Origin of the sequence: Streptomyces sp. NPDC018019, assembly GCF_044327805.1 — a bacterium.
Lineage (GTDB): Bacteria > Actinomycetota > Actinomycetes > Streptomycetales > Streptomycetaceae > Streptomyces.
Genome location: NZ_JBIRGD010000010.1, coordinates 12,795 through 38,441 on the forward strand (window position 1 = coordinate 12,795; position 25,647 = coordinate 38,441).

The following is a 25,647-nucleotide window of genomic DNA, read 5'->3' on the forward strand; positions in this document are numbered from 1 at the left end:
CGGGCTGTCGGCCGCCGGGTCACAGCGCGACCGGGTCCGGGTCCCACGCGGTCAGGGGCACGAAGCCGCGGTGGCCGCATTCGCCGAAGACCGTGACCGGCTCGCCGCCGGATATCGCGGCCAGGCGCCACAGGCCGGCCCGCTCTGTACAGCGCGGGTCCACGGGGAGCGCCGACTCCCCGTCGCCGTCGGCCAGTTGCCAGTGCTCCCCGTCGCGGCCCGGTATCGGTACGACGTCGGTCAGGACCACCGGCCAGGCGTCGAGCCAGGGATCGTCGCGCAGCGCGTCCCCGTATGCGGCGAGCGCGGCGTCGGTGCCGCCGCCCGGCGGTGGCCCGCCGGCCGGCACCGGATCGGCGTGCCGTCCGCCCAGGGCGACGCGCAGCGGCCGGGCGCCCGGGTAGTACGCGAGGTCGGCGTCGAGGACGAGACCTCTCGGCAGGGAGAGGTCCAGCGGCCGGTCCCGCCCGCCGAAGGAGAGGTGCAGCGCCATGCGTCCGGTCCGCTCACCGCGCAGCCATATCCGTCTGCTGGTCAGCATCCCTTCCTCGGTGTCCTCCTGGGCGAGCACCAGCCAGCGGTCGCGGACGGTCGCGGTGTCCGCGCCGGTGAGCACTTCCGCCGCGTCGGTGGTGAGCCCGACGCGGGTGCGGACCGTGGCGGCCAGGGCGGGCGGCAGGCGTTCCATGCCCAGGTACGCCTGGTCGAGGAGGTGGACCAGGGAACACTCCGCGAGGAGCCGGGACGGCCAGTCCGGCCCGGAGGCCACCACCGCCCCCAACTCCCTCACGCGCGAGGCGAGGCCGGGCGCCTGGGCGTCCACCATGCGGGCCGCCGTCTCGTCCCAGGTGCCGTACCCCGCGCGGTCGGCGGTGGCCAGGCCGGAGCGGAGCAGGTCCGCCAGCCGCTGCTCCAGCTCGGTCGCACCGGCGGCGATCCGCTGCGCGCGCTGCGCCGCCCGCCGCCGGGCGGCCTCCCGGCTCGCAGCCGGCGCCGGGCCCGTCGAACTGCCCGCGCCGTCGAGGTCGTTGCTCCTCCTCGAAGCCTTCTCCTCGGCCCGCTGCTGACGTGCGGTGAGCCATTCCGTCACCCACGCGGGCGGCTCGCCGTCGGCGACGGCTCCTTCTTCCCCCGCCCACATGAGCAGCAGGCCCAGCGCGTGCTTGCACGGGAACTTGCGGCTCGGGCAACTGCACGTGAAGGCCGGTCCGGCCGTGTCCACGACGGTTCGGTACGGCTCGCTGCCGCTGCCCTTGCACAGTCCCCACACCGCGCCGCGCCGTGTGCCGGTCTCCGGCCAGGAGCCCGGTGCGGCGAGCCTGCTGCCCGCCTTGCGCGACGGCGCGTCGGGCGCGAGCGCGAGCACCTGCTCCGACGTCCAGCGTTCCCCCTGCGGATTCATGCCCCAAACGCTACGAGCCACCACTGACAATCGCCTTGACCAGCGGAAACCTCGGTCGGAAGAAGGAAGACGGCCGACGGCACCGCCTGCCGACGAGTCCTTGACCCTCATCCCGCGCCGATCCGCTCGTCGCGGGGCGACGATGCGCTGAAGTAGCAGGCGAGGGCCGGTTTTCCGGTGATTGTCAGTGGTGTGGTGCAGGGTGGGTCTTGCAAGCGGCCGGCGGAGGCGGGGTGTTGGCCGCAGACCTTGCGATGAGGGGGAACCATGTCCGAGAAGACCACCGGGGGCGCCGTCGGCGGCACCGCGACCGACGACTCCGCGCAGGTGCTGCGCCCGCACGCGGAGGACGCGTTCGCGGAGGAACTGAAGGCACTGGCGGCGGCCGACGACCGGCCGCGCCCGGAGCGCTGGCGGCTGTCGCCGTGGGCGGTGGCGACGTATCTGCTCGGCGGCACCCTGGCGGACGGCACGCTCATCACCCCCAAGTACGTGGGCCCGCGCCGGATCGTCGAGGTCGCGGTGACGACGCTCGCCACCGACCGCGCGCTGCTGCTGCTCGGCGTGCCCGGCACGGCCAAGACCTGGGTGTCCGAACACCTGGCGGCGGCCGTCAGCGGCGATTCGACCCTGCTCGTGCAGGGCACGGCCGGCACCCCGGAAGAGGCCATCCGCTACGGCTGGAACTACGCGCAGCTGCTCGCGCACGGCCCCAGCCGCGACGCGCTGGTGCCGAGCCCGGTCATGCGGGCCATGGCGCAGGGCATGACCGCGCGCGTGGAGGAGCTGACCCGCATCCCCGCCGACGTACAGGACACGCTCATCACGGTCCTGTCGGAGAAGACCCTTCCGATCCCGGAGTTGGGGCAGGAGGTCCAGGCGGTGCGCGGCTTCAATCTGATCGCCACGGCCAACGACCGCGACCGCGGGGTGAACGAACTCTCCAGCGCGCTGCGCCGCCGCTTCAACACGGTCGTCCTGCCGCTGCCCGCGACGCCCGAGGAGGAGGTGGGCATCGTCTCCCGGCGCGTCGAGCAGCTCGGCCGTTCCCTGGACCTGCCGCCCGCGCCCGCCGGGACGGACGAGATCCGCCGGGTCGTCACGGTCTTCCGGGAGCTGCGCGACGGTGTCACCGCCGACGGCCGCACCAAGCTCAAGTCCCCTTCGGGCACGCTGTCCACGGCTGAGGCCATCTCTGTGGTGACGAACGGGCTGGCGCTGGCCACGCACTTCGGTGACGGGGTGTTGCGGTCCGGGGACGTGGCCGCGGGCATCCTCGGTGCCGTGATACGCGACCCGGCGGCGGACCGGGTCGTCTGGCAGGAGTACCTGGAAACCGTGGTGCGTGAGCGTGACGGCTGGAAGGACTTCTACCGTGCCTGCCGCGAGGCGGGAGCATGACCGACCGGGAGCAACCCCTGCTGCTGGGGGTGCGGCACCACGGACCGGGCTCGGCGCGGGCGGTGCGCGCCGTGCTGGAGCGGTACGCGCCCCCCGCCGTACTGATCGAGGGCCCACCGGAGGCGGACGCGCTGGCGGCCCTGGCCGCCGACGAGGCGATGCGCCCGCCGGTCGCGCTGCTCGCCCATGTCCCGGCCGATCCGGGGCGGGCGGCGTTCTGGCCGCTGGCCGAGTTCTCCCCGGAGTGGGTGGCGCTCCGGTGGGCCCTGGCCCATGACGTACCGGTGCGCTTCATCGACCTGCCGGCAGCGCACTCCCTGGCGCTCGGGGAGGGCGTCGGGGAGGGCGCCGGGGACGGCACGGAGGCAACCGGAGACGCGGCCGGCACGGACGGGACCGGCACGGACGGGAGCGGAGACGGTGCGGCAGCTCCTGGCCGGGTGGCCACCCCCGACGGCCCGGCAACCCCCGACGGCCGTGGCGCGGGCCCCGACGGCTGCGGGCCGGACCCCGACGGCCGCGGAGCGTGCCCCGATCGGGCCGCTGACACCGACCTGGCGGAAGAGGTGCGGATCGACCCGGTCGCGGTGCTGGCCGAGGCCGCCGGATACGACGATCCGGAGCGCTGGTGGGAGGACGTGATCGAACACCGCGCCCACGCAAGCCGGGGGAACCAGGGCAGCGGGGGTGCACGGCCGGACACTGCCCCGGTCCCGGGCCACGAACCGTACGGCGACGCGGTGGACGGTGATCCGCTCGCGCCGTTCGAGGCGCTGGCCGAGGCGATGGAGGCGCTCCGGGAGGTGTACGGCGCCGGCGGGCAGGACCGTGACCTGGTGCGCGAGGCCCATATGCGCCTCCGGCTCCGCGAGGCGCGCCGGGAGTTCGGGGACGGCGTCGCCGTGGTGTGCGGGGCGTGGCACGTCCCGGCGCTGGCCCGGCGGACGACGGTGACCGCCGACCGGCAGCTGCTCAAGGGCCTCCCCAAGGTGAAGCCCGAGGTGACGTGGGTGCCGTGGACCCACCGCAGGCTGTCGCGCCGCAGCGGGTACGGCGCGGGCATCTCCTCACCCGGCTGGTACGGCCACCTCTTCAGCGCGCCGGACCGTCCCGTCGAACGCTGGATGACGAAGGTCGCCGGCCTGCTGCGCGCGGAGGACTACGCCGTATCGTCCGCGCACGTGATCGAGGCCGTACGGCTCGCCGAGGCGCTGGCCGTGCTGCGTGGCCGGCCGCTGGCCGGACTGGCCGAGGCCGGGGACGCGGTGCGCGCGGTGTTCGGCGAGGGGTCCGACGCGCCGTCCGCCCTGATCCACGACCGCCTGGTCGTGGGCGACGCACTGGGCGAGGTGCCGGAGAGCGCCCCGGCGGTGCCGCTCCAGCGCGACATCGCCCGCAGCCAGCGGTCGCTGCGCCTCAAACCGGAGGCGGCGGAGCGGGAACTGGACCTCGACCTGCGCAAGGAGACGGACGCCGGGCGCAGCCGGCTGCTGCACCGGCTCCGGCTGCTCGGCGTGCCGTGGGGCGAGCCCGCCCGGACGCGGGCCGGCACCGGCACCTTCCGGGAGAGCTGGCGGCTGCGGTGGGAGCCGGAACTGTCCGTGCGGGCCGCGGAAGCCGGCATATGGGGTACGACGGTGGAGGCCGCCGCGACGGCCAAGGCCGAGTCGGACGCGCTGGGGACCACCACCCTCGCGGACGTGACGGCACTGGCCGAGCGCTGCCTGCTCGCCGTGCTCCCGGACGCGCTGCCCGTGGTCATGCGGGTGCTGACGGACCGGGCCGCGCTGGACGCGGACGTGGGGCACCTCGCCCAGGCACTGCCCGCGCTGGTGCGCTCGGTGCGCTACGGCGACGTACGCGGCACGGACGCCGCCGCGCTCGGCGAGGTGGCCACCGGGCTGGCCGAGCGGGTCTTCGTCGGCCTGCCCCCGGCCTGCACGGGCCTGGACGCGGACGGCGCCACGGAGATGCGCCGCCACCTGGATGCCACGCACCACGCGGTGGGCCTCTTGGACGAGGGCCCGGGCCCCCGGGCAGGCGTTCTGCGGGAGCGCTGGGCGGGGGTGCTGCGGAAGCTGGCCGAGCGGGAAGCCGTGCCCGGCCTGCTGCGGGGGCGCGTGATCCGGCTGCTGCTCGACGACGGGCGGCTGGCCGCCGAGGAGGCGGCACGGCTGATGGGGCTGGCGCTGTCGGCGGGGACCCCGCCGGCCGAAGCGGCGGGCTGGATCGAGGGGTTCGCGGGCGGCGACGCGGGCGGGCTGCTGCTGGTGCACGACGAGCGGCTGCTCGCCCTGGTGGACGGCTGGCTGGCGGACGTGCCGCCGGACGCGTTCACGGACGTACTGCCGCTGCTGCGGCGGACGTTCGCGGAATACGACGCCGGAGTCCGGCGCACGCTCGGCGAGTTGGTGCGCCGCGGCCCGGCCGGTGCCGTCGGGCCTGCTGCCGCGCGGGGTGATCAGGAGCCCGCGATACCGGGCTTCGGACCCGGCCTGGACCGTGACCGGTCGGCAGCCGTGCTGCCGACCCTGCGCCTCCTGCTGGGCCTCCCGGAGGGCATGGACGGTGCGCGGGACATGACCCGCGCGGGTGACGTGGCCGGAGCGGCCGGCAGGGGAAACGACGGCGGACGGCAGCCGGAGCGTACGGGGGAAGCCGGGTGAGCGGGACAGGAGGGCACGGGGGCTGGGGAGTGAGGGGCAGGAGGGCCCGGGGCCGGGCGAGTGACGGGCAGGGATACATGGGCGACCGGGTGGCCGGATGAGCGGGGGACAGGGGGACACGGGGGTGGCCGGGTGAGCGGGACAGGAGGGCACGGGGGTGGTCGGATGAGCGGGGCGGAGGAGCGGCTGCGGCGGTGGCGGCTGGTGCTGGGCGGTGACGGCGCCGACGGGACCGGCTGCGAGCTGCGCGGACAGGACGCCGCCATGGACGGGGCGCTCAGCGCTCTCTACGGAGGAGACCGGCCGGGCGGTGCGGACAGCGGGGCAGCGCGCAGGGCCGGGCTGGGCGCTTCGGCGCCGAACGTGGCCCGCTGGCTGGGCGACATCCGTACGTACTTTCCCACCTCCGTCGTCCAGGTGATGCAGCGCGACGCGATCGAACGGCTCGGGCTGTCCGTGCTGTTGCTGGAACCGGAGATGCTGGAGGCCGTCGAGGCCGACGTGCACCTGGTGGGGACGCTGCTGTCGCTCAACAAGGTCATGCCCGAGACGGCGAAGGAGACCGCGCGGGCCGTGGTGCGCAAGGTCGTCGCTCAGCTGGAGAAACGGCTGTCGACCCGCACCCGCGCCACGCTCACCGGCGCCCTGGACCGGTCGGCGCGCATCAGCCGCCCCCGGCACCGGGACATCGACTGGGACCGCACGATCCGCACGAACCTCAGGAACTACCTGCCCGAGTACCGCACGGTCGTACCGGAACGGCTGATCGGCCACGGACGGGCCGCGCAGTCGGTCAAGAAGGAGGTGGTGCTGTGCATCGACCAGTCCGGGTCGATGGCGGCCTCCGTCGTCTACGCGTCCGTGTTCGGTGCGGTGCTGGCGTCCATGCGGGCCATAGCGACCCGGCTGGTCGTCTTCGACACCGCGGTGGCCGACCTGACGGACGAGCTGGACGACCCGGTCGACGTGCTCTTCGGTACGCAGCTCGGCGGCGGTACGGACATCAACCGCGCGCTCGCGTACTGCCAGTCGCAGATCACCCGGCCCGCCGACACCGTCGTCGTACTGATCAGCGACCTCTACGAGGGCGGCATACGCGACGAGATGCTCAAGCGGGTCGCGGCGATGAAGGCGGCCGGGGTGCAGTTCGTGGCGCTGCTCGCGCTGTCGGACGAAGGCGCGCCCGCCTACGACCGGGAGCACGCGGCGGCCCTCGCGGCCCTCGGCGCACCGGCGTTCGCCTGTACGCCGGACCTCTTCCCGGAGGTGATGGCGGCCGCGATCGAGAAGCGCCCGCTGCCGATACCGGACATGGCGGGGTAACGGTGACGAGAGCCCCGCGGGGCTTGCGGGGCCCCTGGTCCGTCGTGCAAGGATCAGGGCACCGCTCGATCACCGCGCTGCGCGTGACGCCGGTTCGCCGGGGCCGAACGGCCCACGGCGCCGTGCCTCCGCGCCTCCGCGCCCGGTCACCGTTCCCGGCCGACCGCGTTCTCCTGTCCGCTCCCGTCGGGGCCCGCGCCCCTTCATCCGCCGCGAAGGATCCGCCCGTGTCCGCTGTACCGGCTCCGTCCGCCGCTGTGCGCCTGCCGCGCACCGTGGTGGTGCGCCGTGCGCTGCTGGCAGGGCTGTTCCTGGCGGGGTTCGTGGCGCTGGGTTTCGCGTTCGGCGGCGGTGCGCAGGCGGCGGACCGTACGGCGGGCCCGGACCCGAGGCTCGGACCGACGGCCCAGGCGACTTCGATGACGCCGGTGACCTCGGCCTCCGCGGCCGGTGCCGGGCGGGAGTTGGCGCACAGCCGCGAGTCCGCCGCGGACGCGGTGGCGGGGTCTCCGGTCGGTACGGCCGTGCGGCCCGTCGCCGAGCGGACCGGACCGGCCGTCGAGAAGGGCACTGAGCAGGCCGGACCGGTCGCCCGGCCGGTCACCGAACCGGTCCGGGACGTGGTGCGCGACGTGCGCCGCGTCGGGGGCGTTGCTGCGCTGCCCGTACAGCTTCCCGGCCGGCTTCCCGGTCTCGACGACGGCGCCCGCGACGGTGAGCACAGTGGTGACAACGGCCGTGGTGACGGGCCCGGCGAGCAGCCGGGCCAGGAACCGGAGTCGCGGCACGGCAGCGGACCGCAGCACCCCGGTGCCGGTGACGCGCTGACCGGCGCGAGCGCCGGCGAGGCCGACGCGGCCGGTGCGGAGAGGTGCACGCCCGCTTCGGCGAGCGCTCACAGCTTCGGTGACGCGTCGCCGCGTGCCGCGCAGCGCACCGATGCGGCGTCCGGTCAGCAGCCTGGCCAGGGCCGCGACGGCCTTCCCGGCCAACTGCCGCAGGGGCCCGCCGCGGCGGCCTCGCACACCGCCGGTGACGGCCACGGCCCCCGTGGCGGGGACCAGTTCGCCGCCGTACCGGCGCATCCCGCGCACTTCGGGCTGGTGCCCGGAGGCGTCCTCGCGGCAGCGGAGCCGCCGACGCGGCAGTGTGCCGCGGACATCCTCGAATTCCCGGGCTAGGGCAGACCTCCGGACCTCTGGTGTCCGGGCTCCCCGTCCGCAGACGTCGCGTCTGCGCAGGACCTGCCGCGCGGGGGCGGGACAGGTCTGCCCGTCGAACCCCCTGAATTCGAAGGACGTTTTCCCATCATGCGTACGCACATCCGTCGTTCCATCGTCGTAGCCGCCGCCGCTTCCGGCCTGTGGGCCCTGGGCTCCGCCGCCGCCGGGGCGGCCGAGCTGCCCGGCACCGCCGACCTGCCCGCCGCCGGTGCGGTCACCGACACGGTGCGGGGCGGGCTGCCGGCCGGCGACGTGCACACCCAGGACCTGCCCGCCGCCCCGAAGCTCCCCGCTCCGAAGCTCCCCGCGACGGACGGCCTCGGGAAGGCGGCCGGCCTCGGCGAGGGCACCGGCCTGAGCAAGGTCACCGACCTCACCAAGACGGCCGGCCTGGGCAAGGCCACCGGCCTCACCAAGACCGTGGACCGCACCAAGCCCGCCAACCTCACCAAGCTCACCAAGACCGTCAACCCCACCAAGGCCACCCGCACCGCGCAGCACGCCGTACGCTCCCTCGGCGCGGCCACCGGCGGCCAGCTCCCCACCGGCCTCGGTGGCCTCCCCACCGGCCTCGGTGACCTCCCCGCCGCCGACCTGCCCACCGGCGAGGTCCCCGGCGTGCAGCCCGTCGACCTGCCCGAGGCCCCCGCGCTGCCGAAGGCCCCCGGCTCGGCCGGCAACCTGCTCGCCGGGCTGTCCGGCGCGGGTGTGCGCCCCGAGCAGCTGACCGGCGCCGCGCAGGGCGCCCTGGGCACCGCGCGTCCGGTCGTCGACAGCACCACTGCCGACGTGCTGCCGCCCGTCACCCAGCGCTTGGTCGGCAAGGTCGTGCCGGTCGCCCAGGGTGCTGTCGGCGGTGCCGGACAGCTCGCCGGTGACGTGACCAACCGGGCGACCCCGTTCGTGCAGCGCGTCGCCGGTGGGGCGCAGGTCTTCGTCCAGGGTGTGGCCACGGACGCCACCCCCTTCGCGCAGGACCTGGCCGGCACGGTGCGGACCGACGCCACGGGCATCACGGGCAGCGCCGCCGCGGGCCTCCAGGGCGCGCTCCCGGGCCAGGCCGTGCCCACCGTCCCCGCCGACCTGACCGACGCCGCCAACATCCCGGCGCTCCCGGCGCTCCCGGCGCTTCCGTCGCTCCCGGGCGCCCCGACCCTCCCGGCCCAGGGCATCTGACGCCGCATAGGCCCTCAGGCCCGTACCGCCGCGTATGACGCCGCTCCCCACCGGCGGGTGGGGAGCGGTCAGCCGGGTGGCTCCCTGTGGGGAGGGAGTCGCCCGGTTCCGCGCTGTGCGCCGGTCTCCGGAGAGCCGGTGTGCACCCGCCGGTACCTGTCCGTGATCTGTGACCGTTCTCTCTGTGACTGTTATCACCGCCGCAGTGTGATCTGCGATTTAGGGAGCCCGGTCCTGCGGGGATAACCTGCGAGACGGACATGCCGCGTACCGGCCACCGTGTACGCCTCCCTCAGTGACAGCGCAGTCACGTTGCCCTTCGCGGCACGCCCATGCAGACAACGAACCGCGATCACTACGGCGATTCTGAGTAGACAAGGGACGGACGCGCGTGGACCTGTTCGAGTACCAGGCGAGGGACCTCTTCGCCAAGCACGGTGTACCGGTGCTGGCCGGTGAAGTCATCGACACGCCTGAGGCGGCACGCGCGGCGACCGAGCGCCTCGGCGGCAAGTCCGTCGTCAAGGCGCAGGTGAAGGTCGGCGGCCGCGGCAAGGCCGGCGGCGTGAAGCTGGCCGCCTCCGCCGACGAGGCCGTGGAGCACGCGACCAACATCCTCGGCATGGACATCAAGGGCCACACGGTCCACAAGGTGATGATCGCCGAGACGGCCCCGGAGATCGTGGACGAGTACTACGTCTCCTTCCTCCTGGACCGCACCAACCGCACCTTCCTCTCCATCGCGTCCGTCGAGGGCGGCATGGAGATCGAGGAGGTGGCGGCCACCCGCCCCGAGGCCGTCGCCAAGACCCCGATCGACGCCAACGAGGGCGTGACCCCGGAGAAGGCCCGCGAGATCGTCGAGGCCGCGAAGTTCCCGGCCGAGGTCGCCGACAAGGTCGCGGACGTGCTGGTCACCCTGTGGAAGACCTTCATCGCCGAGGACGCGCTCCTGGTCGAGGTCAACCCGCTGGCCAAGGTCGCCTCCGGCGACATCCTGGCCCTGGACGGCAAGGTCTCGCTCGACGAGAACGCCGCCTTCCGCCAGCCCGAGCACGAGGCCCTGGAGGACAAGGCCGCGGCCGACCCGCTGGAGGCCGCCGCCAAGGCCAAGGACCTCAACTACGTCAAGCTGGACGGCTCGGTCGGCATCATCGGCAACGGCGCGGGGCTCGTCATGAGCACCCTCGACGTCGTCGCGTACGCCGGTGAGAAGCACGATGGCGTCAAGCCCGCCAACTTCCTCGACATCGGCGGCGGCGCCTCCGCCGAGGTCATGGCGAACGGCCTGGAGATCATCCTCGGCGACCCGGACGTCAAGTCCGTCTTCGTCAACGTATTCGGTGGCATCACCGCCTGCGACGAGGTCGCCAACGGCATCGTGCAGGCCCTGGAGCTGCTCAAGTCCAAGGGTGAGGACGTCACCAAGCCGCTGGTCGTCCGCCTGGACGGCAACAACGCGGAGCTCGGTCGCAAGATCCTGAGTGACGCCAACCACCCGCTGGTCCAGCGCGTGGACACCATGGACGGCGCGGCCGACAAGGCCGCCGAGCTCGCCGCGGCTGCGAAGTAAGGGATAGAGGGACTCAGACCACCATGGCTATCTTCCTCACCAAGGACAGCAAGGTCATCGTCCAGGGCATGACCGGTGCCACGGGCATGAAGCACACCAAGCTCATGCTGGGCGACGGCACCAACATCGTCGGCGGCGTGAACCCGCGCAAGGCCGGCACCGAGGTCGACTTCGACGGGACCTCCGTACCCGTCTTCGGCTCCGTCGCCGAGGCGATGGAGAAGACCGGCGCCGACGTGTCCGTCATCTTCGTGCCGCCGAAGTTCGCCAAGGCCGCCGTGGTCGAGGCGATCGACGCCGAGATCGGCCTGGCCGTCGTGATCACCGAGGGCATCGCGGTGCACGACTCCGCCGCCTTCTGGGCGTACGCGACGAGCAAGGGCAACAAGACCCGCATCATCGGTCCGAACTGCCCCGGCCTGATCACCCCCGGCCAGTCCAACGCCGGCATCATCCCGGGCGACATCACCAAGCCCGGCAAGATCGGTCTGGTGTCGAAGTCCGGCACGCTGACCTACCAGATGATGTACGAGCTGCGCGACATCGGCTTCACCTCGGCCGTCGGCATCGGTGGCGACCCGGTCATCGGCACCACCCACATCGACGCCCTGGAGGCCTTCGAGGCCGACCCGGAGACCGAGCTGATCGTCATGATCGGCGAGATCGGCGGCGACGCCGAGGAGCGTGCGGCCGACTTCATCAAGGCCAACGTCACCAAGCCGGTCGTCGGCTACGTCGCGGGCTTCACCGCGCCCGAGGGCAAGACCATGGGCCACGCCGGCGCCATCGTCTCCGGCTCCTCCGGCACCGCCCAGGCGAAGAAGGAGGCCCTGGAGGCCGCCGGCGTCAAGGTCGGCAAGACCCCGTCGGAGACCGCGCGCCTGGCGCGCGAGATCCTCGTCGGCTGATCGCGTCACGCGTCGGCGCGGGCCCGTACTCCTCCCAGGGGTGCGGGCCCGCGCCATTCGTGTGTACGGCGCGGGTACGGCGGCCGGTGGCCCGCCTCCAGCGGCGCTGAGCCCTGCCCCGTATGGTCCCGTCCGCTACCGCGCTTCCGGGGCGAGATGGCCGGCCCGTACGACCTTCCCGCGTGCCGGGCCGCCCGCCTTGGCCTGCGGGGCGCGGGTGGCTTTGTCCTTCTCCGTACGGTCGGGCCCGGGCGTGACGGAGGAGGCCGCGGCCGGGTGACCGGCCTCCGGCCGGCCGGGGAGGGTGCCCGCCTGCTGGACGAGTGTGAAGGTGGTGGCCACCGCGATCAGGGCGGTGAGCCCGAACGCGCCCTGCGTCATCCGGCTGACGGTGCGCTCACTGCCGCTGCGTACGGCTCTCGCGGTGGGCGGCGCCACCGGTTGCGTGCGGGCCAGTCCGGCCAGCCGCTCCCGCAGGATCTCTCTCTGGCGTACGGGCGTCTCGCTCGCCAGGCCGAGCTCTGGAATCTGCTCGGCGAGGGCCTGGCGCGCGCGCACGAGGCGTCCGGCCGTGGCTGGCGTACTGGCCTCCACCTCGGCGGCCGTCTCACTCAGTTCCAGGCCCAGGCCGTCGTGCAGGAGCAGCACCCGCCGGTACGGGGCGGGCAGCCGCAGCACCGCCTCCCGCAGCGCGCGCTCCGGGGGAGTGGCGCACGGCGGGGCGGGTGCTTCCGGGGACGGCCGCTCGGCGGTCCACAGACCCGGGCGCATCCGGTGCCAGGGCGACAGCGCGTACTCGTGCACCATGGCCCGCACCCGGCCCGCCGGATCGGGATCGACCGCCACCTCTGGCCAGCGCTGCCAGGCCATCTGGAACGACCGTTCGACGGCCTCGCGGGAGAGGTGGGAGTGACCGGTGAGCACGATGGCCTGGCGGGTCAGGTCGGAGGCGTGCCGGGTGTAGAGGGCGTCGAAGGCGGCTGCGGGGCAGGGCCTCTCCGCTGACTGAGCATCAGGAGTAGGGCTCGGCGCGGACTCTGACGGGGCGTCGGGTGCGGCGTGCGAAGTGACAGGTACCTCTGTTCGTTCCGTCTCCGTCATGCCGGCCTCTTCGTGTGCGGGAGCGGGCGGGCGGTGGGGGTGCGGGCGCAGACGTCCGAAGGGCCGATGGCGTACGGACGGCTCAGCGGCGTGAAAAGGTACATAAACATATATTGAGCGACACGGCCGGTAATTGCCTGCTCCATGGCGGAAACGCGTGTTGTTGGCAGCATGGCGGTGTGAGCCAATTGACCGACCGCGGCCCGACGTTGTCGTCGCGCGGCCGTGCGTCCAGCCAGCGGTCCTCCGCGCTCGGCACCGCCTTCGTCGGCGGCGTGCTGGCCGCCGGGCTCGGGCTCGGGGCGTTCGCCGTCGCGGTACTGCTGCTGTGGGTGGCGTCCCCGTACCCGGACAGCGATCCGTCCCGGGCCCTGCACCTCGCCGCCGACCTGTGGTTCCTCGCCCACGGCAGCGATCTCGTACGGGCCGCCACCGCCTCCGGGGCCGCGTCGCCCGTCGCCGTGACGCCGTTGCTCCTGATGGCCCTGCCCGTGTGGCTGCTGTACCGGGCGGCCCGCCACATCCTCGAAACCCCGGCCTGCGGGGACACCGCCCCGCGTACGCGCTCCTGGACGGACGCCCGGACGGTGCTCCCACCGGACCCACGGGCCGATGACCCCGCAGACGTACGGCCGCCGGACCCGGATACCCCCGAAGTCCTCCCTCCGGCCCTTCCGGACCCGCCAGCCCCACCGGTACCGCCACGGCCTTCCTTCCCCCCGTCCCCCAGCCTCCTCCACCCCGACGACATCGACCTGGAGCCCACCCCCCGCCTGCTCCTCGGCTGGTTCCTGGCGGGCTATCTGTCCGTCGCGGGCGCCGCCCTGCTGTATGCCTCCGGTGGGCCGCTGTACGTCGAACCGCTCAGCGCCCTGCTGTACGTGCCGGTGGTCGCGGTCGGAACCGTCGCCGTGGCGGCGTGGCACAGCGCCGGAAGCGCCGCCTTCGTCCCGCTGCCCGGTCCGGTCCAGCGATTCCACGGCCGGATGCCGCTCGCCCTCCGCGCCGCGCTGGAAGGCCGGCGCGGTACCGCCGCGCTGCGCGCCGGCACCGCGGGCACTCTGGCACTGCTGCTCTGCGGCGCACTGCTGGCACTCCTCGCGCTGGGCTGGCACGCGCCGACGGTCCGGGCGGAATTCCTCGGCCTCACCCACGACTGGGCGGGCCGGTGCACCGTGGTGCTGCTCAGCCTCGTCCTGCTGCCGAACGCCGTCGTCTGGGGACTGGCGTACGGGCTCGGCCCCGGCTTCACGCTCGGCGCGGGGAGCACGGTCGGCCCGCTCGGCACCAGCGGGCACCCGGACCTGCCGCACTTCCCGCTGTTCGGCATGTTCCCGGAACCGGGCGGCACCGGCCCGCTCCACTGGCTGACCGCCGCGGTGCCGCTCGCCGCCGGGCTGGCGCTGGCCCGGTACGCGGCCCTCTCCGCGAAGGCGTACGCGGCCACCGTGCGCGCCGGAGCACGTGTAGAGGCCGACTCCCGGCCGGAGGACGACAGCCGAGCGGAGGCCGACGCTCGACCGGAGGCCGACACCCCGGCGGAGGCCGCTCCCCGTACAGAGCCCGCCCCCCGTACAGAGCCCGGCCCCCATACAGGGCCTGCCCCCCGTACAGGGCCCGCCCCCCGTACAGAGACCTCCACCCGTTCGGATCCCCCCACGCCCGCGGCCGCGGCCGAGTGGATCGGCTGGCGGGCGACGGCCGCCGCCGCGGGGCTCGCGGCGCTCGGCTGCGGGGTGGTGTCGGCGGTGCTCGCCGGACTCGCGGGCGGCGCGCTGGGCAGCGCGGCGCTGGCCAGCTTCGGGCCCAGTTGGTGGCAGACGGGGCTGGCCGCGATGGGCTGGACCCTGCTCATCGGCGTTCCCGGCGCGCTCGTCGCGCGCCTGTGGTGGCTGCGCGGCGTGCCGCGCCCGCCGAAGCCCGCGCCACGGCCGCGCGTGAAGCTCAGGGTGCGGGCCGGACGCGCCCTGAAACGCCTCACCCGTGCCGCGGTCCGCGCCGCCGGGCGCTGGACGTGGGCAGCCTGCCGCTTCTGCTGGACGGTGCTGACGCGTACGGCTGCCCGTTCGCTGCGGCGACGCCCCCGCTCCGGGCGCGGCCGCCATTCCCGCCGCCGTACACCGGACGTCCCGGAACCGTACGACTACGCGTACGACCGCGACTACGGCTACGGATACGGGCACGCACACAGCCGCGACACCGGACGCGGTCACGGCACCGGAGGCGACCAAGCCCACGGCACCGACCCCGGACGCGACCCCGCCTCCGCCCCCGCCGCGCCCCCGAACACCCCCTGGCACGACCCCAGCACCCGCAGCGCCCGCTGGTCGGAGCTGCGGGCCTCCTCCGGTGGCCTGATGACCGACTTCGAGCCCACCGCGCCGCCGCACGAGGAGGCCCCGGCCCCCGGAAACGCCTCGGCCGCCACCCCTGAGGGCGGCGGCTGAGGCGGACGGCTCCCGGCGCGCCTGCCGGTCCGGGCTAGCGCGGGATCACTGCTGCTGAGCGCTGAGCAGCGGGCGCAGCTGCTCGGGCAGCAGCTTCTCGCAGGAGTGCGCGGCGGACCGGGTCAGCGCGTCGTCCACGCACGTGAAGTAGTCGCGGTAGACCAGCTGGAGCGTGAAGGTGGCCGCCACCATGACCAGGGCCAGCGAGGCGGTGACCAGCCCCGCCACGGCCGCGGTCGTCTGCGGGCGGGTGGAGCCGGCCGGCTGCGGCCGGCCCGTGGCGGAGGCACCCGGGTCCGTACGGGGCGGGGCCTGGCCCGAGACGTCGGCGGCCGTGGCGCGCGTGCTGCTGCCCGTGCGGGCCGGCTTGGCGCGCAGCGAGCTGATGCCCCAGTACAGGGCGAGCGTGGCCAGCAGCAGGGCGATCTCCGGCAGGCTGAACAGGACGAAGAAGAAGCCCCACATGCCGGCGAGCAGCGCGTAGCGCGCGCGGCGCTGGGCCGGGTCGGTCGGGTCCCAGCGCAGGCCGCCGGATCCGCCGGGGCCGCCCGGGCCCTGCTGGCCGTTGCGGTTGCCCGGCCGCGTGCCGAAGCCGCCGCCCTGGCGGCCCGGCTGTCGGCTGCTCCACTGGCTGCCCAAGGAGGGCGGCTGCCGGTCCCCGTCCTCGTCGCCCTGCCCCTGCTCCTGGCCCTGGCCGTGGTGGCGGGGCCGCCACGGCTGGTCGGGTGCGTCGGCGGGCGGCGGCGCGAACGGGTTGTCGCTGTCCTGCTCCCCGTCCCGGTTCCCCGAGGGCCGGGTCCGGGCGCGCTCCCTGGCCGGACCGTCCCCGGCCCCCGACCCGGACGTGCCCGGCGTACCCGTGGCGTCCGACGACGAGCCGGACGTACCCGACGTATCCGAAGGCCCCGGAGCGCCGGCGGAATCGGAGGACGGCTTGCGCTCGCGCAGCAGCACCGCCCCGGGAGCGGCGGCGGGCCGGGGGCACCCCCCGGCGGTGGCCGGGAGAGGGAGGAGGAGGGCCGCGCGGCGGCGTCGGTCCGGCATCTGGAGTGTGTCTTCCCCTTGTCTCGTCCGTACGTCCGACGGTGGGCCGGGCGGGCGGATACCACGAACAGCGTGCGTTCTCACGCCCGACGCTACCTCTCGCGTGCGCCCCCGTCCCGTGGGGGCCGCGCGGTGTGCCGGTATCGTTGCTGACGGTCGGCGCCTTCGTAGGGTTCCCCGGTTCTCGGCTACCCATGGTTTTGTACGACCGCACAACACCGCATACCGCCGTACAGCAGCACCGCGCGAGAAAGAGCCCCGCCGTGGCTTCCGCTTCCCCGTCCCACGCCGTTCCCGCCGCTTCCCCGGCCCGTATCGTCGTCCTCGTCTCGGGTTCCGGCACGAACCTTCAGGCGCTGCTCGACGCGATCGCCGGCGCGGGTGTCCCCGCGTACGGGGCCGAGGTGGTGGCCGTCGGCGCCGACCGGGACGGCATCGCCGGTCTGGAGCGCGCCGAGCGGGCCGGCCTGCCGACGTTCGTGTGCCGGGTGAAGGACCACGCCGACCGGGCCGCCTGGGACCGCGCGCTCACCGAGGCCACCGCCGCCCACGCGCCCGACCTCGTCGTCTCGGCCGGCTTCATGAAGATCCTGGGCCCGGAGTTCCTCGCCCGTTACGGCGGCCGGATCATCAACACGCATCCGGCCCTGCTGCCCAGTTTTCCCGGGGCCCACGGCGTGCGCGACGCGCTCGCGTACGGCGCCAAGGTCACCGGGTGCACCGTCCACTTCGTCGACGACGGCGTCGACACCGGCCCGGTGATCGCCCAGGGAGCGGTCGGGATCCGGGACGAGGACGACGAATCCGCGCTGCACGAGCGCATCAAGGAAGTCGAGCGCAAGCTGCTCGTCGAGGTCGTGGGGCGTCTGGCCCGGCACGGCTACCGCATTGAGGGACGAAAGGTACTGATCCCGTGACCGCCGAAGCAACGAAGCGCCCCGTCCGCCGGGCGCTGGTCAGCGTCTACGACAAGACGGGCCTCGAAGAACTGGCCCAGGGGCTGCACGCGGCGGGCGTCCAGCTCGTCTCGACCGGTTCGACGGCCGCGAAGATCGCGGCGGCCGATGTCCCGGTGACCCGGGTCGAGGAGCTGACCGGCTTCCCCGAGTGCCTGGACGGCCGGGTCAAGACCCTGCACCCGAAGGTGCACGCCGGCATCCTCGCCGACCTGCGGCTGGAGGACCACCGGCGGCAGCTGGACGAGCTGGGCGTCGAGCCGTTCGACCTGGTCGTCGTCAACCTGTACCCGTTCGGCGAGACCGTGGCCTCCGGCGCGGAGCCGGACGCGTGTGTGGAGCAGATCGACATCGGCGGGCCCTCGATGGTGCGCGCCGCCGCCAAGAACCACCCCTCGGTCGCCGTGGTCGTCAACCCGGACCGCTACGCGGACGTGCTGAAGGCGGTCGCGGACGGCGGTTTCGACCTCCAGGAGCGCAGGCGGCTGGCGGGCGAAGCGTTCCGGCACACCGCCGAGTACGACGTGGCGGTGGCGTCCTGGTTCGCGGGTGACTATGCGGGCGACGGCGGCGAGTTCCCCGGCTTCCTCGGCGTGACGTACGAGCGCAAGAACGTACTGCGCTACGGCGAGAACCCGCACCAGGCAGCCGCGCTCTACACAGGCGGCTGCGGCGGCCTGGCCGAGGCCGAGCAGCTGCACGGCAAGGAGATGTCGTACAACAACTACACGGACACCGACGCCGCGCGCCGGGCCGCGTACGACCACGCCGAGCCCTGCGTGGCCATCATCAAGCACGCCAACCCGTGCGGCATCGCGATCGGTTCGGATGTCGCCGAGGCGCACCGCAAGGCGCACGCCTGCGACTCGCTGTCCGCCTTCGGCGGCGTCATCGCCGTCAACCGCCCGGTGTCCGTGGCGATGGCCGAGCAGGTCGCGGAGATCTTCACCGAGGTCATCGTGGCCCCGGACTACGAGGACGGCGCGGTCGAGGTGCTGTCCCGCAAGAAGAACATCCGGGTGCTGCGCTGCCCGGAGGCCCCGCAGCCGGCGGCCGAGTTCAAGCCGATCGACGGCGGCGGCCTGGCCCAGGTCAAGGATGTGCTCCAGGCCGAGGGCGACGACCCGGCCAACTGGACGCTGGTGTCCGGTGCGGCGCTGCCCGACGCCGAGCTGGCGGAACTGGCCTTCGCCTGGCGGGCGTCGCGCGCCGTGAAGTCCAACGCGATCCTGCTCGCCAAGGACGGCGCGACGGTCGGCGTCGGCATGGGCCAGGTAAACCGCGTGGACTCGGCGAAGCTCGCCGTGCAGCGGGCCGGCGAGGAGCGGGCGCGCGGCTCCTACGCCGCCTCCGACGCGTTCTTCCCGTTCCCGGACGGCCTGGAGGTGCTGCTGGAGGCGGGCGTCAAGGCCGTCGCGCAGCCCGGCGGTTCGGTCCGCGACGAGCAGGTCATCGAGGCGGCGAAGGCCGCGGGCGTGACGATGTACCTGACGGGGACGCGGCACTTCTTCCACTGAGCCGCCCGCCCGTGGACGCGTGGGCGCCGCGGGCCCGTGAACGCGCCGAGAGCCGCACCCGGCCCCGGGTGCGGCTCTCGCGCGTGCGGTGGGAACGGCTCAGTAGCGCGGGCGCGTGAACCAGGCCGCGCCGTCCGTCTTGGAGACCATCACGATCGAGATGACGCACATGACGTCGTAGACCAGTCCGAACGGCATGAACACGAAGCTGAACACGATGCCGGTCACGCAGACGACGATCGCCATGACGCGGGCGCCGTTGCCGCCCTTGGAGAACTGGGTGGCGGCCACGATCGCCGCCGCGCCCCAGAGCACCATGCCGATGATCATCGCGATCAGCAGGCCCTTGCCGACCTGGAGGCTCTCGAAGCTGCTGGACGAGACGTACTCGGACTTGCTGGCCTTGCTGATGGTGCTCAGCAGGAACACGACCACGCCCAGACCGATGACCGTCAGTCCGGCCATGACGTAGAGCATCACACGGGCGGCCTTCACACCGCCCGGCATCACGGTCGGCGCAGGTATGCCGGGCATGCCCGCGGGGCCGCCGGGGAACGGCGCGTACGGCTGCACCGGCTGCTGCTGCGGGTAGCCGTACTGGGGCTGGGGAGGGCCCTGCGGCTGGCCCTGCGGCGGGCCGTAGGGGTTGGGCTGGTTCGGGTAGCTCACGAGCGGTGTCCTTCGAGCGGTGTGACCTGGTGTCAGCCGGTGCTGCACGGTTCCGGCGGTTCCGGTGAGGTAAGAGATCGGTAAGAGCCTACGGGGCGGCGAAGGCCCCCTCACGCGCCTGCGCATGAGGGGGCCCGGGCCGCGTGTACCGCTTACTGGGAGCGGACGACCACCGAGCCGACGATCTTGTCGGCGAAGGTCTGCGACTTCTCGTCCCACAGCGGCCACCAGTAGCCGAGACCGCACAGCGGACCGTCCACCACGTGGCAGATCTTGCGCACCAGGGCCATGCCGAAGCCGAGCGGCTGACCGGTCGCCTCGCGGACGACCCGGATCTTCAGGGCCTTCTTGCCCGGGGTCTGGCCGGTGGAGCCTTCCTTGGCGATCAGGAAGAGCCCGCCGGCCAGGCCGAGCAGCGCGGCCAGCGCGATCAGGACGACCGCGAAGACGGGCATCCCGGTGTCCATGTTGTTGTAGGCATCGCTGATGCACTGGTAGTTGCCGGGAGCACAGTAGGACGTGTCCGGCGCCTTGACCGTGGAGCCGGCGGCCACGACGAGGGCGATGATGTACAGGACGCCCGGCACCAGGCCGACGATCAGGCCGTCGAGCAGGTAGGCACCGACCCGCGCCCCCCAGCTCGCATACCCCTGCGGTATGCCCATTCCCGGCATTCCGGGCTGCTGGCCGTAGGCCGCCTGCTGCGGGTAGCCGTACGCCTGCTGCTGGGGCACCTGCGGGGGCTGGCCGTAGGGGGCCTGCGGCTGGGGCGGGGCCTGCTGCGGGTAGCCGTACCCCGGCTGCGGCTGCGGCTGCTGCGGGTAGCCGTATCCGGGCTGGCCCTGCGGGGCCGCCGGCGGCTGCTGGCCGTACGGGGCCTGCGGCGGCTGGCCGTACGGTCCGGGCTGGCCCTGCGGCTGGCTGTAGGGATTGTTCGGGTCGCCAAAGCTCATTGGCTGGTTTCCTCCGTTGTTGTTCAGTGGGGGACGGCAGGGCGTGCTCGGAGGAAAACTTGGAACCAGTGGCCCGCCCCCCGATGATGCCTGCGGCACTGAGCCGCAATCCTTCTAGTTGCGCAATATCGTTGTCCAGTCAAGGGGGAAGGTGTTGTGCAAGTGCAATGATCGATTCCGTGAATGCATTTCGGTCATCTCCGGGCATCGCCCTTGTCGGCGGCCATAGCGCGCCCTGATTGGAACGGAGGTGGCCCCATCCGGGAGGATGGGGGTATGAGCGCCCAGATTCTCGATGGCAAGGCCACCGCAGCCGCGATCAAGTCCGAACTCTCCGTCCGCGTGGAGGCGCTGAAGGCCCGGGGCGTCACGCCCGGTCTCGGCACCCTCCTGGTCGGCGACGACCCGGGAAGCCGCTGGTACGTGAACGGCAAGCACCGCGACTGCGCCCAGGTGGGCATCGCCTCCATCCAGAAGGAGCTGCCGGACACCGCGTCGCAGGAGGAGATCGAGGCCGTCGTACGGGAGCTGAACGAGGACCCGGCCTGCACCGGCTACATCGTCCAACTGCCGCTCCCGAAGGGCATCGACACCAACCGCGTCCTGGAGCTGATGGACCCGGCCAAGGACGCCGACGGCCTGCACCCGATGAGCCTGGGCCGGCTGGTGCTGGGTGTCGAGGGGCCGCTGCCGTGCACCCCGTACGGCATCATCCAGCTGCTGCGCCACCACGGTGTGGAGATCAACGGGGCGCATGTGGTCGTGGTCGGCCGCGGCATCACCGTCGGGCGCTCGATCCCGCTGCTGCTGACCCGCAAGTCCGAGAACGCCACCGTCACCCAGTGCCACACCGGCACCCGCGACCTGGCCGCGCAGCTCAAGCAGGCGGACATCATCGTCGCCGCCGCCGGCGTGCCGCACATCATCAAGCCGGAGGACGTCAAGCCGGGCGCGGCCGTCCTGGACGTCGGCGTCAGCCGGGACGAGAACGGCAAGATCGTCGGCGATGTGCACCCCGGTGTCGCCGAGGTGGCCGGCTGGCTCTCCCCGAACCCGGGCGGCGTCGGCCCGATGACCCGCGCCCAGCTGCTGGTCAACGTCGTCGAGGCGGCCGAGCGCGCCGCGGGCTGACCCCCGCACCGGCCCACCCCCCCCCCGCAGCACCGGAACGGACACGGAAAGGGACCGCCACCCATGAGTGCCGAAGCGCACGCGGAAGGCGCCTCCGAGCCGCAGCGGCCCTCGCGCCGCTTCCCGCGGATCACCACCGACACCGCGCGGCCGGAGGGCGGCGGCAGGACCGCCCCCGGCAGCGCGTCACCGCCCGCCCGGCAGTGGCCGCTGCTGGCCGTCATGGGCGGCGTGGCCCTCGGGCTGTTCATCGTCGCGCTGGACGGCTTCCGCATCGGGACGCTGCTGATCGGCCTGTCCCTGCTGGGCGGGGCGGTGCTGCGCCGGGTGCTGCCGAAGGTGGGCATGCTGGCCGTACGGTCCCGGTTCACGGACATGGCGACGTACGGCGGGCTGGGCGTGGCCATCGTCCTGCTGGCACTGATGGCGCAGCCCAAACCGTGGCTGAAGATCCCGTTCCTGGACGACCTGGTGCACTTCACGGTCTGGTGAGCCGGGGCCGTACGGCCGCCGGGCTGCCCGGCCGTACGGCTGTGGGGCGGGGCGGCTGCGCGGCCGTACGGCCCCCTCCCGCGCCATTCGCGTGAGGCGCGCCCGCGCGTGCCGTCCAGGACGGCCGTCGCGTCCCCGCCGCCGAGTAACTTGACGACCGAGGCACATCGAGGTGTCCGGGACACCGCCGGCATCGCCGCCCCAGTCGTCGCGCGAGAGGGACGCCCCACCGCATGGCCAAGATCAAGGTTGCCCAGCCCGTCGTCGAGCTCGACGGCGACGAGATGACCCGCATCATCTGGTCCACCATCAGGGACAAGCTGATCCTGCCCCACCTCGACGTCGAGCTGGACCACTACGACCTGGGCATCGAGAACCGCGACGCCACCGGCGACCAGGTCACCGTCGACGCCGCCCGGGCGATCGAGAAGCACGGCGTCGGCGTGAAGTGCGCCACGATCACCCCGGACGAGGCGCGGGTCGAGGAGTTCGGCCTGAAGGCGATGTACCGCTCGCCCAACGGCACCCTCCGCGACCTCCTCGGCGGTGTCGTCTTCCGCGAGCCGATCATCATGGCGAACGTGCCGCGCCTCGTACCGGGCTGGACGAAGCCGATCGTCGTCGGCCGGCACGCCTTCGGCGACCAGTACCGCGCCACCGACCTGAAGGTCCCCGGGCCCGGCACCCTCACCCTGACCTACACGCCCCGGGACGGCGGCGAACCGGTCGAGCTGGAGGTCCACGACTTCCCGGGCCCCGGCGTCGCGCTCGCCATGTACAACCACGACGCGTCCGTGCGCGACTTCGCGCGGGCCGTGTTCCGCTACGGCCTGGCCCGCTCGTACCCGGTGTACCTCTCCACGAAGAACACGGTCCTCAAGAAGTACGACGGCCGGTTCAAGGACCTGTTCCAGGAGGTCTTCGACGCCGAGTTCAAGGCCGACTTCGACGCCCGCGGCCTGACCTACGGGCACCGGCTGATCGACGACATGGTCGCGGCGGCGCTGAAGTCGGACGGCGGCTACGTCTGGGCCTGCAAGAACTACGACGGGGACGTGCAGTCCGACGCGGTGGCGCAGGGCTTCGGCTCGCTCGGCCTGATGACCTCGGTCCTGATGACGGCCGACGGCCGCACCGTGGCGGCCGAGGCCGCGCACGGCACGGTGACCCGGCACTACCGCCGCCACCAGCAGGGCCTGCCCACCTCCACCAACCCCGTCGCCTCGGTCTTCGCCTGGACCCGCGGCCTGGCCCACCGCGGCGAGCTGGACGGCACCCCCGAGGTCACCCGGTTCGCCCGCACGCTGGAGCGGGTCTGCACCGAGACCGTCGAGGGCGGCCGGATGACGAAGGACCTGGCGCTGCTCATCTCGGAGAACCAGCCGTACCTGACCACGGAGCAGTTCCTCGACGCGCTCGACGTGGGGCTCCAGAAGAAGCTGGCGGACTTCTGAGGTGCCGGGTCCGCCGCCGGTCCGCTGAGGCACCGGCCCGCCGGCGGCCCGCCCGCTCCCCCGATGGTGGGCGGGCCGCCCGGCGCCCCGGCCGGTGGCGGCCCGGTGCGCACCACCGACGGTGCGGCCTGTGCCGCCACTTTGGCCAGGACCGCCCGGGACGTTGGGTCACGGTGGGACGCTCCCGGGGCTGACCTGCGAGGACGGCGGGGCGGCTGACGGCGCGGTGGGACGCGATGGGACGCGGCGCATGTCCGGACGGCGTGCGGAAAGGGTTAGGACGGGAACCGGCGGTGGCCCGACCGCCATCTCCGGCGACCAAGGGGGCGCGACGCCTCGGGGGAAGAGCCGGACGTGTGGGGTGGAGCATGTCGCGTTGGCGGGAACTGCCCGCGCCGTTGGACCAGCGGGTCGTCCAACTGGTCGTTCAGTTACGTCGGTTGAAGGGCCACAGCGGTCTGAGTCTGGCCGCGCTGGCCGCCAAGACCGCATACAGCAAGTCGTCCTGGGAGCGGTACCTCAACGGCAAGAAGCTGCCGCCGCGGGGCGCGGTCGAGTCGCTGGCCCGGGTCTGCGGGGCCGAGCCCACGCGGCTGCTGGCGCTCCACGAGGTCGCGGCGGAGGGGTGGGAAGCGGGGTCGGTTGCTGAAACTGGTGGGGCGGATGAGGCCGGTGGGGGCGGTCGGGTCGGCGGGGGTGGTGAAGGCGCACGGCCCGACGACGTGCGGCCCGGTGGGGCCCGGCGGGGGCGGTGGCCGCGCGCCCGTACGGCGGTGATCGTGTCGGCGGTCGTCCTGGTGGCCGCGTCGGCCGTGGGGCTGCTCGCCGCCCGGCCCTGGCAGAACGACGCACCCGCCGCCCGGGCGTCCGCGTCGCCGGAGGCCTTCGTCCACCGGCCGGGCACGGTGTTCGACTGCCGGGTGCGCCGCGCGCACGGCGTGCTGACCGCGGGCCGCAGCGACACCGACCAGGCGCTCCTGGCCAACGGCACGTCCGGCTGGAGCGTCGTGGAGGCACAGTGCCTGCTGCGGCACCGGGGCTACGACCCGGGAGCCGTCGACGGTGTCGTCGGCGAGAACACGATCCGCGCCGTGAAACGGTTCCAGGCCCGGTCCCACCTGCCGCCCGACGGCATCGTGGGCCCCGAGACCTGGGAAGCGCTGCGCCGATGAGCGGTACGGGAGCCCCCGGGCCGCTCGAAGGCGCCCGGCTCGCCGCCGCGTTGCGGGAGGTGCGCGACCGTACGGGGCTGTCGCTGGCGGCCCTGGCCGACCGTACCCCGTACAGCAAATCGTCGTGGGAGCGCTACCTCAACGGCAAAGCGCTGCCGCCGAGGGAAGCGGTCGAGGCGCTGTGCCACCTGGCCGGGGAGCCCGGCGGCCGGCTGCGGGCGCTGTGGGAACTGGCCGACGCGGCGTGGAGCGGGCGGGCTCGGTCGGCGGAGCGCGGTGGTCCGGAGGCGGCAGGGACGGAGGCGGGGGCGGAGGTGCGCAAGCGCGCGGCAGCGCCGCCGGAGGACGGCGGCAAGGCGGTGCAACGTCCCGAAGATGCCCCGCGATCGAAGCCGTTCGGCAGGCGCCGGGCGGCGCTGGCGGCAGGTGCGGCCCTGGTGCTGGCCGCCGTCGCCGTTCCGGCCGTCGTGGTGGAGTGGCGGTCCGGCGCCGACGAGGGCGGACGGCAGGCGGGTACGGCGGTCTCCTCCACCTCCGTCGCGCGGACGGGCTGCCGCGGCGCGGCGTGCGACGGGCAGAATCCGCAGTTCATGCTGTGCGGCGGAGAGGGCATGGCGGCCACGGTGCTCAACCGCACCGTCACGGGCGGGCGCCACCTCCAGCTCCGCTACAGCGAGGCGTGCGGGGCGGCGTGGGCCCGTATCCGGGGCGGGCGGATCGGTGACCGCCTCGAACTCCACGCGCCCGACGGCCGGTCGCGGAGCGCGCGGGTCACCGACCGGTTCGACGCCGAGGGGTACGTCGTCACGCCGATGGCCGCCGCCTCCGGCCCGGAGCAGCTGAAGGTGTGTCTGCGCCCGGCGGGTGGCGGCCCCGCCGAATGCTCCGGTACGGACTGAGCGCGCTGGAGCGGACGCCCGTATCCCTGGCAAAGGCCGTCATCGCGGCCTTTGTTGCGCTGCTCGCAGCACGGTCTGGCGCGAGCGGGCGGAAGTGTACGGGGGTGTACGGCTACGTGTCCCATGCCCGAATGCTCCCG

General features: G+C 73.8%; 20 protein-coding genes. 15 read left to right on the forward strand and 5 right to left on the reverse strand.

The window, feature by feature from the left end:
• Positions 1-19: 19 nt before the first annotated feature.
• Positions 20-1,402: an SWIM zinc finger family protein gene (locus ACH4FX_RS18170; RefSeq protein ID WP_398480031.1), complete on the reverse strand. Its 1,383-nt coding sequence runs from the start codon at positions 1,400-1,402 to the stop codon at positions 20-22.
• 267 nt (positions 1,403-1,669) lie between these two features.
• Here ACH4FX_RS18170 and ACH4FX_RS18175 point away from each other — a divergent pair, with 267 nt between their 5' ends.
• The 7 genes from ACH4FX_RS18175 to sucD all read left to right on the forward strand — a co-directional run bounded on the left by ACH4FX_RS18175 (position 1,670) and on the right by sucD (position 11,672).
• Positions 1,670-2,803, forward strand: coding sequence for an AAA family ATPase (locus ACH4FX_RS18175; protein ID WP_398480033.1), 1,134 nt, complete (start codon positions 1,670-1,672; stop codon positions 2,801-2,803).
• Positions 2,800-5,469, forward strand: a complete 2,670-nt coding sequence (locus tag ACH4FX_RS18180) for a DUF5682 family protein (RefSeq protein WP_398480035.1) — start codon at positions 2,800-2,802, stop codon at positions 5,467-5,469. The genes ACH4FX_RS18175 and ACH4FX_RS18180 overlap by 4 nt, the downstream gene beginning before the upstream one ends.
• 165 nt (positions 5,470-5,634) lie before the next feature.
• A complete protein-coding gene (locus tag ACH4FX_RS18185; protein ID WP_398480037.1) occupies positions 5,635-6,792 on the forward strand; it encodes a VWA domain-containing protein in 1,158 nt (385 codons plus the stop codon).
• 227 nt (positions 6,793-7,019) lie between these two features.
• On the forward strand, positions 7,020-7,973 hold the full coding sequence (locus ACH4FX_RS18190) for a hypothetical protein (RefSeq protein ID WP_398480039.1): 954 nt from the start codon (positions 7,020-7,022) through the stop codon (positions 7,971-7,973).
• 129 nt (positions 7,974-8,102) lie between these two features.
• A complete protein-coding gene (locus ACH4FX_RS18195; protein WP_398480041.1) occupies positions 8,103-9,191 on the forward strand; it encodes a hypothetical protein in 1,089 nt (362 codons plus the stop codon).
• Between the two features lie 391 nt (positions 9,192-9,582).
• Positions 9,583-10,764, forward strand: coding sequence for an ADP-forming succinate--CoA ligase subunit beta (gene sucC, locus ACH4FX_RS18200; RefSeq protein WP_398480043.1), 1,182 nt, complete (start codon positions 9,583-9,585; stop codon positions 10,762-10,764).
• Positions 10,765-10,787: 23 nt separating this feature from the next.
• Positions 10,788-11,672, forward strand: a complete 885-nt coding sequence (gene sucD, locus ACH4FX_RS18205) for a succinate--CoA ligase subunit alpha (RefSeq protein WP_125054662.1) — start codon at positions 10,788-10,790, stop codon at positions 11,670-11,672.
• A 135-nt stretch (positions 11,673-11,807) separates the two neighbouring features.
• Here sucD and ACH4FX_RS18210 read toward each other — a convergent pair whose 3' ends face one another.
• Positions 11,808-12,773, reverse strand: coding sequence for a sigma factor-like helix-turn-helix DNA-binding protein (locus tag ACH4FX_RS18210; RefSeq protein ID WP_398480045.1), 966 nt, complete (start codon positions 12,771-12,773; stop codon positions 11,808-11,810).
• A gap of 179 nt (positions 12,774-12,952) precedes the next feature.
• Here ACH4FX_RS18210 and ACH4FX_RS18215 point away from each other — a divergent pair, with 179 nt between their 5' ends.
• Positions 12,953-15,220 (forward strand): DUF6350 family protein, encoded by a 2,268-nt coding sequence (locus ACH4FX_RS18215; RefSeq protein WP_398480047.1) that lies wholly within the window; start codon positions 12,953-12,955, stop codon positions 15,218-15,220.
• Positions 15,221-15,265: 45 nt separating this feature from the next.
• On the opposite strand, the gene ACH4FX_RS18220 is transcribed toward ACH4FX_RS18215, so the two are convergent.
• Complete coding sequence (locus tag ACH4FX_RS18220; RefSeq protein ID WP_398480049.1) at positions 15,266-16,264, reverse strand: hypothetical protein; 999 nt, start codon at positions 16,262-16,264, stop codon at positions 15,266-15,268.
• A 263-nt stretch (positions 16,265-16,527) separates the two neighbouring features.
• Here ACH4FX_RS18220 and purN point away from each other — a divergent pair, with 263 nt between their 5' ends.
• Both purN and purH read left to right on the forward strand, forming a co-directional pair.
• A complete protein-coding gene (gene purN / locus ACH4FX_RS18225; RefSeq protein WP_398480051.1) occupies positions 16,528-17,181 on the forward strand; it encodes a phosphoribosylglycinamide formyltransferase in 654 nt (217 codons plus the stop codon).
• Complete coding sequence (gene purH / locus ACH4FX_RS18230) at positions 17,178-18,737, forward strand: bifunctional phosphoribosylaminoimidazolecarboxamide formyltransferase/IMP cyclohydrolase (protein WP_398480053.1); 1,560 nt, start codon at positions 17,178-17,180, stop codon at positions 18,735-18,737. Before purN ends, purH begins: the two co-directional genes overlap by 4 nt.
• Before the next feature lie 99 nt (positions 18,738-18,836).
• Here purH and ACH4FX_RS18235 read toward each other — a convergent pair whose 3' ends face one another.
• Positions 18,837-19,406, reverse strand: a complete 570-nt coding sequence (locus tag ACH4FX_RS18235; RefSeq protein WP_398480055.1) for a hypothetical protein — start codon at positions 19,404-19,406, stop codon at positions 18,837-18,839.
• Positions 19,407-19,558: 152 nt separating this feature from the next.
• Positions 19,559-20,359 carry an RDD family protein gene (locus ACH4FX_RS18240; protein WP_398480057.1) on the reverse strand — a complete coding sequence of 267 codons (801 nt, stop codon included), beginning with the start codon at positions 20,357-20,359 and terminating at the stop codon, positions 19,559-19,561.
• A 276-nt stretch (positions 20,360-20,635) separates the two neighbouring features.
• On the opposite strand from ACH4FX_RS18240, the gene ACH4FX_RS18245 reads away from it, so the two are divergent.
• The 5 genes from ACH4FX_RS18245 to ACH4FX_RS18265 all read left to right on the forward strand — a co-directional run bounded on the left by ACH4FX_RS18245 (position 20,636) and on the right by ACH4FX_RS18265 (position 25,507).
• Complete coding sequence (locus tag ACH4FX_RS18245; RefSeq protein WP_398480058.1) at positions 20,636-21,490, forward strand: bifunctional methylenetetrahydrofolate dehydrogenase/methenyltetrahydrofolate cyclohydrolase; 855 nt, start codon at positions 20,636-20,638, stop codon at positions 21,488-21,490.
• 63 nt (positions 21,491-21,553) lie between these two features.
• On the forward strand, positions 21,554-21,982 hold the full coding sequence (locus ACH4FX_RS18250) for a DUF3017 domain-containing protein (RefSeq protein WP_398480060.1): 429 nt from the start codon (positions 21,554-21,556) through the stop codon (positions 21,980-21,982).
• A 233-nt stretch (positions 21,983-22,215) separates the two neighbouring features.
• Entirely contained in the window at positions 22,216-23,436 is a 1,221-nt protein-coding gene (locus tag ACH4FX_RS18255) for an NADP-dependent isocitrate dehydrogenase (protein ID WP_398480062.1), read from the forward strand.
• Between the two features lie 368 nt (positions 23,437-23,804).
• Positions 23,805-24,608, forward strand: coding sequence for a peptidoglycan-binding protein (locus ACH4FX_RS18260; protein WP_398480064.1), 804 nt, complete (start codon positions 23,805-23,807; stop codon positions 24,606-24,608).
• Positions 24,605-25,507, forward strand: coding sequence for a DUF2690 domain-containing protein (locus ACH4FX_RS18265; RefSeq protein WP_398480066.1), 903 nt, complete (start codon positions 24,605-24,607; stop codon positions 25,505-25,507). The genes ACH4FX_RS18260 and ACH4FX_RS18265 overlap by 4 nt, the downstream gene beginning before the upstream one ends.
• Positions 25,508-25,647 lie beyond the last annotated feature (140 nt).

Coding starts and splice junctions, on each gene's coding strand:
- ACH4FX_RS18170 (WP_398480031.1), bottom strand. CDS start 1,402: ATGAATCCGCAGGGGGAACGCTGGACGTCGGAGCAGGTGCTCGCGCTC.
- ACH4FX_RS18175 (WP_398480033.1), top strand. CDS start 1,670: ATGTCCGAGAAGACCACCGGGGGCGCCGTCGGCGGCACCGCGACCGAC.
- ACH4FX_RS18180 (WP_398480035.1), top strand. CDS start 2,800: ATGACCGACCGGGAGCAACCCCTGCTGCTGGGGGTGCGGCACCACGGA.
- ACH4FX_RS18185 (WP_398480037.1), top strand. CDS start 5,635: ATGAGCGGGGCGGAGGAGCGGCTGCGGCGGTGGCGGCTGGTGCTGGGC.
- ACH4FX_RS18195 (WP_398480041.1), top strand. CDS start 8,103: ATGCGTACGCACATCCGTCGTTCCATCGTCGTAGCCGCCGCCGCTTCC.
- sucD (WP_125054662.1), top strand. CDS start 10,788: ATGGCTATCTTCCTCACCAAGGACAGCAAGGTCATCGTCCAGGGCATG.
- ACH4FX_RS18210 (WP_398480045.1), bottom strand. CDS start 12,773: ATGACGGAGACGGAACGAACAGAGGTACCTGTCACTTCGCACGCCGCA.
- ACH4FX_RS18220 (WP_398480049.1), bottom strand. CDS start 16,264: ATGCCGGACCGACGCCGCCGCGCGGCCCTCCTCCTCCCTCTCCCGGCC.
- ACH4FX_RS18240 (WP_398480057.1), bottom strand. CDS start 20,359: ATGAGCTTTGGCGACCCGAACAATCCCTACAGCCAGCCGCAGGGCCAG.
- ACH4FX_RS18245 (WP_398480058.1), top strand. CDS start 20,636: ATGAGCGCCCAGATTCTCGATGGCAAGGCCACCGCAGCCGCGATCAAG.
- ACH4FX_RS18250 (WP_398480060.1), top strand. CDS start 21,554: ATGAGTGCCGAAGCGCACGCGGAAGGCGCCTCCGAGCCGCAGCGGCCC.
- ACH4FX_RS18255 (WP_398480062.1), top strand. CDS start 22,216: ATGGCCAAGATCAAGGTTGCCCAGCCCGTCGTCGAGCTCGACGGCGAC.
- ACH4FX_RS18260 (WP_398480064.1), top strand. CDS start 23,805: ATGTCGCGTTGGCGGGAACTGCCCGCGCCGTTGGACCAGCGGGTCGTC.
- ACH4FX_RS18265 (WP_398480066.1), top strand. CDS start 24,605: ATGAGCGGTACGGGAGCCCCCGGGCCGCTCGAAGGCGCCCGGCTCGCC.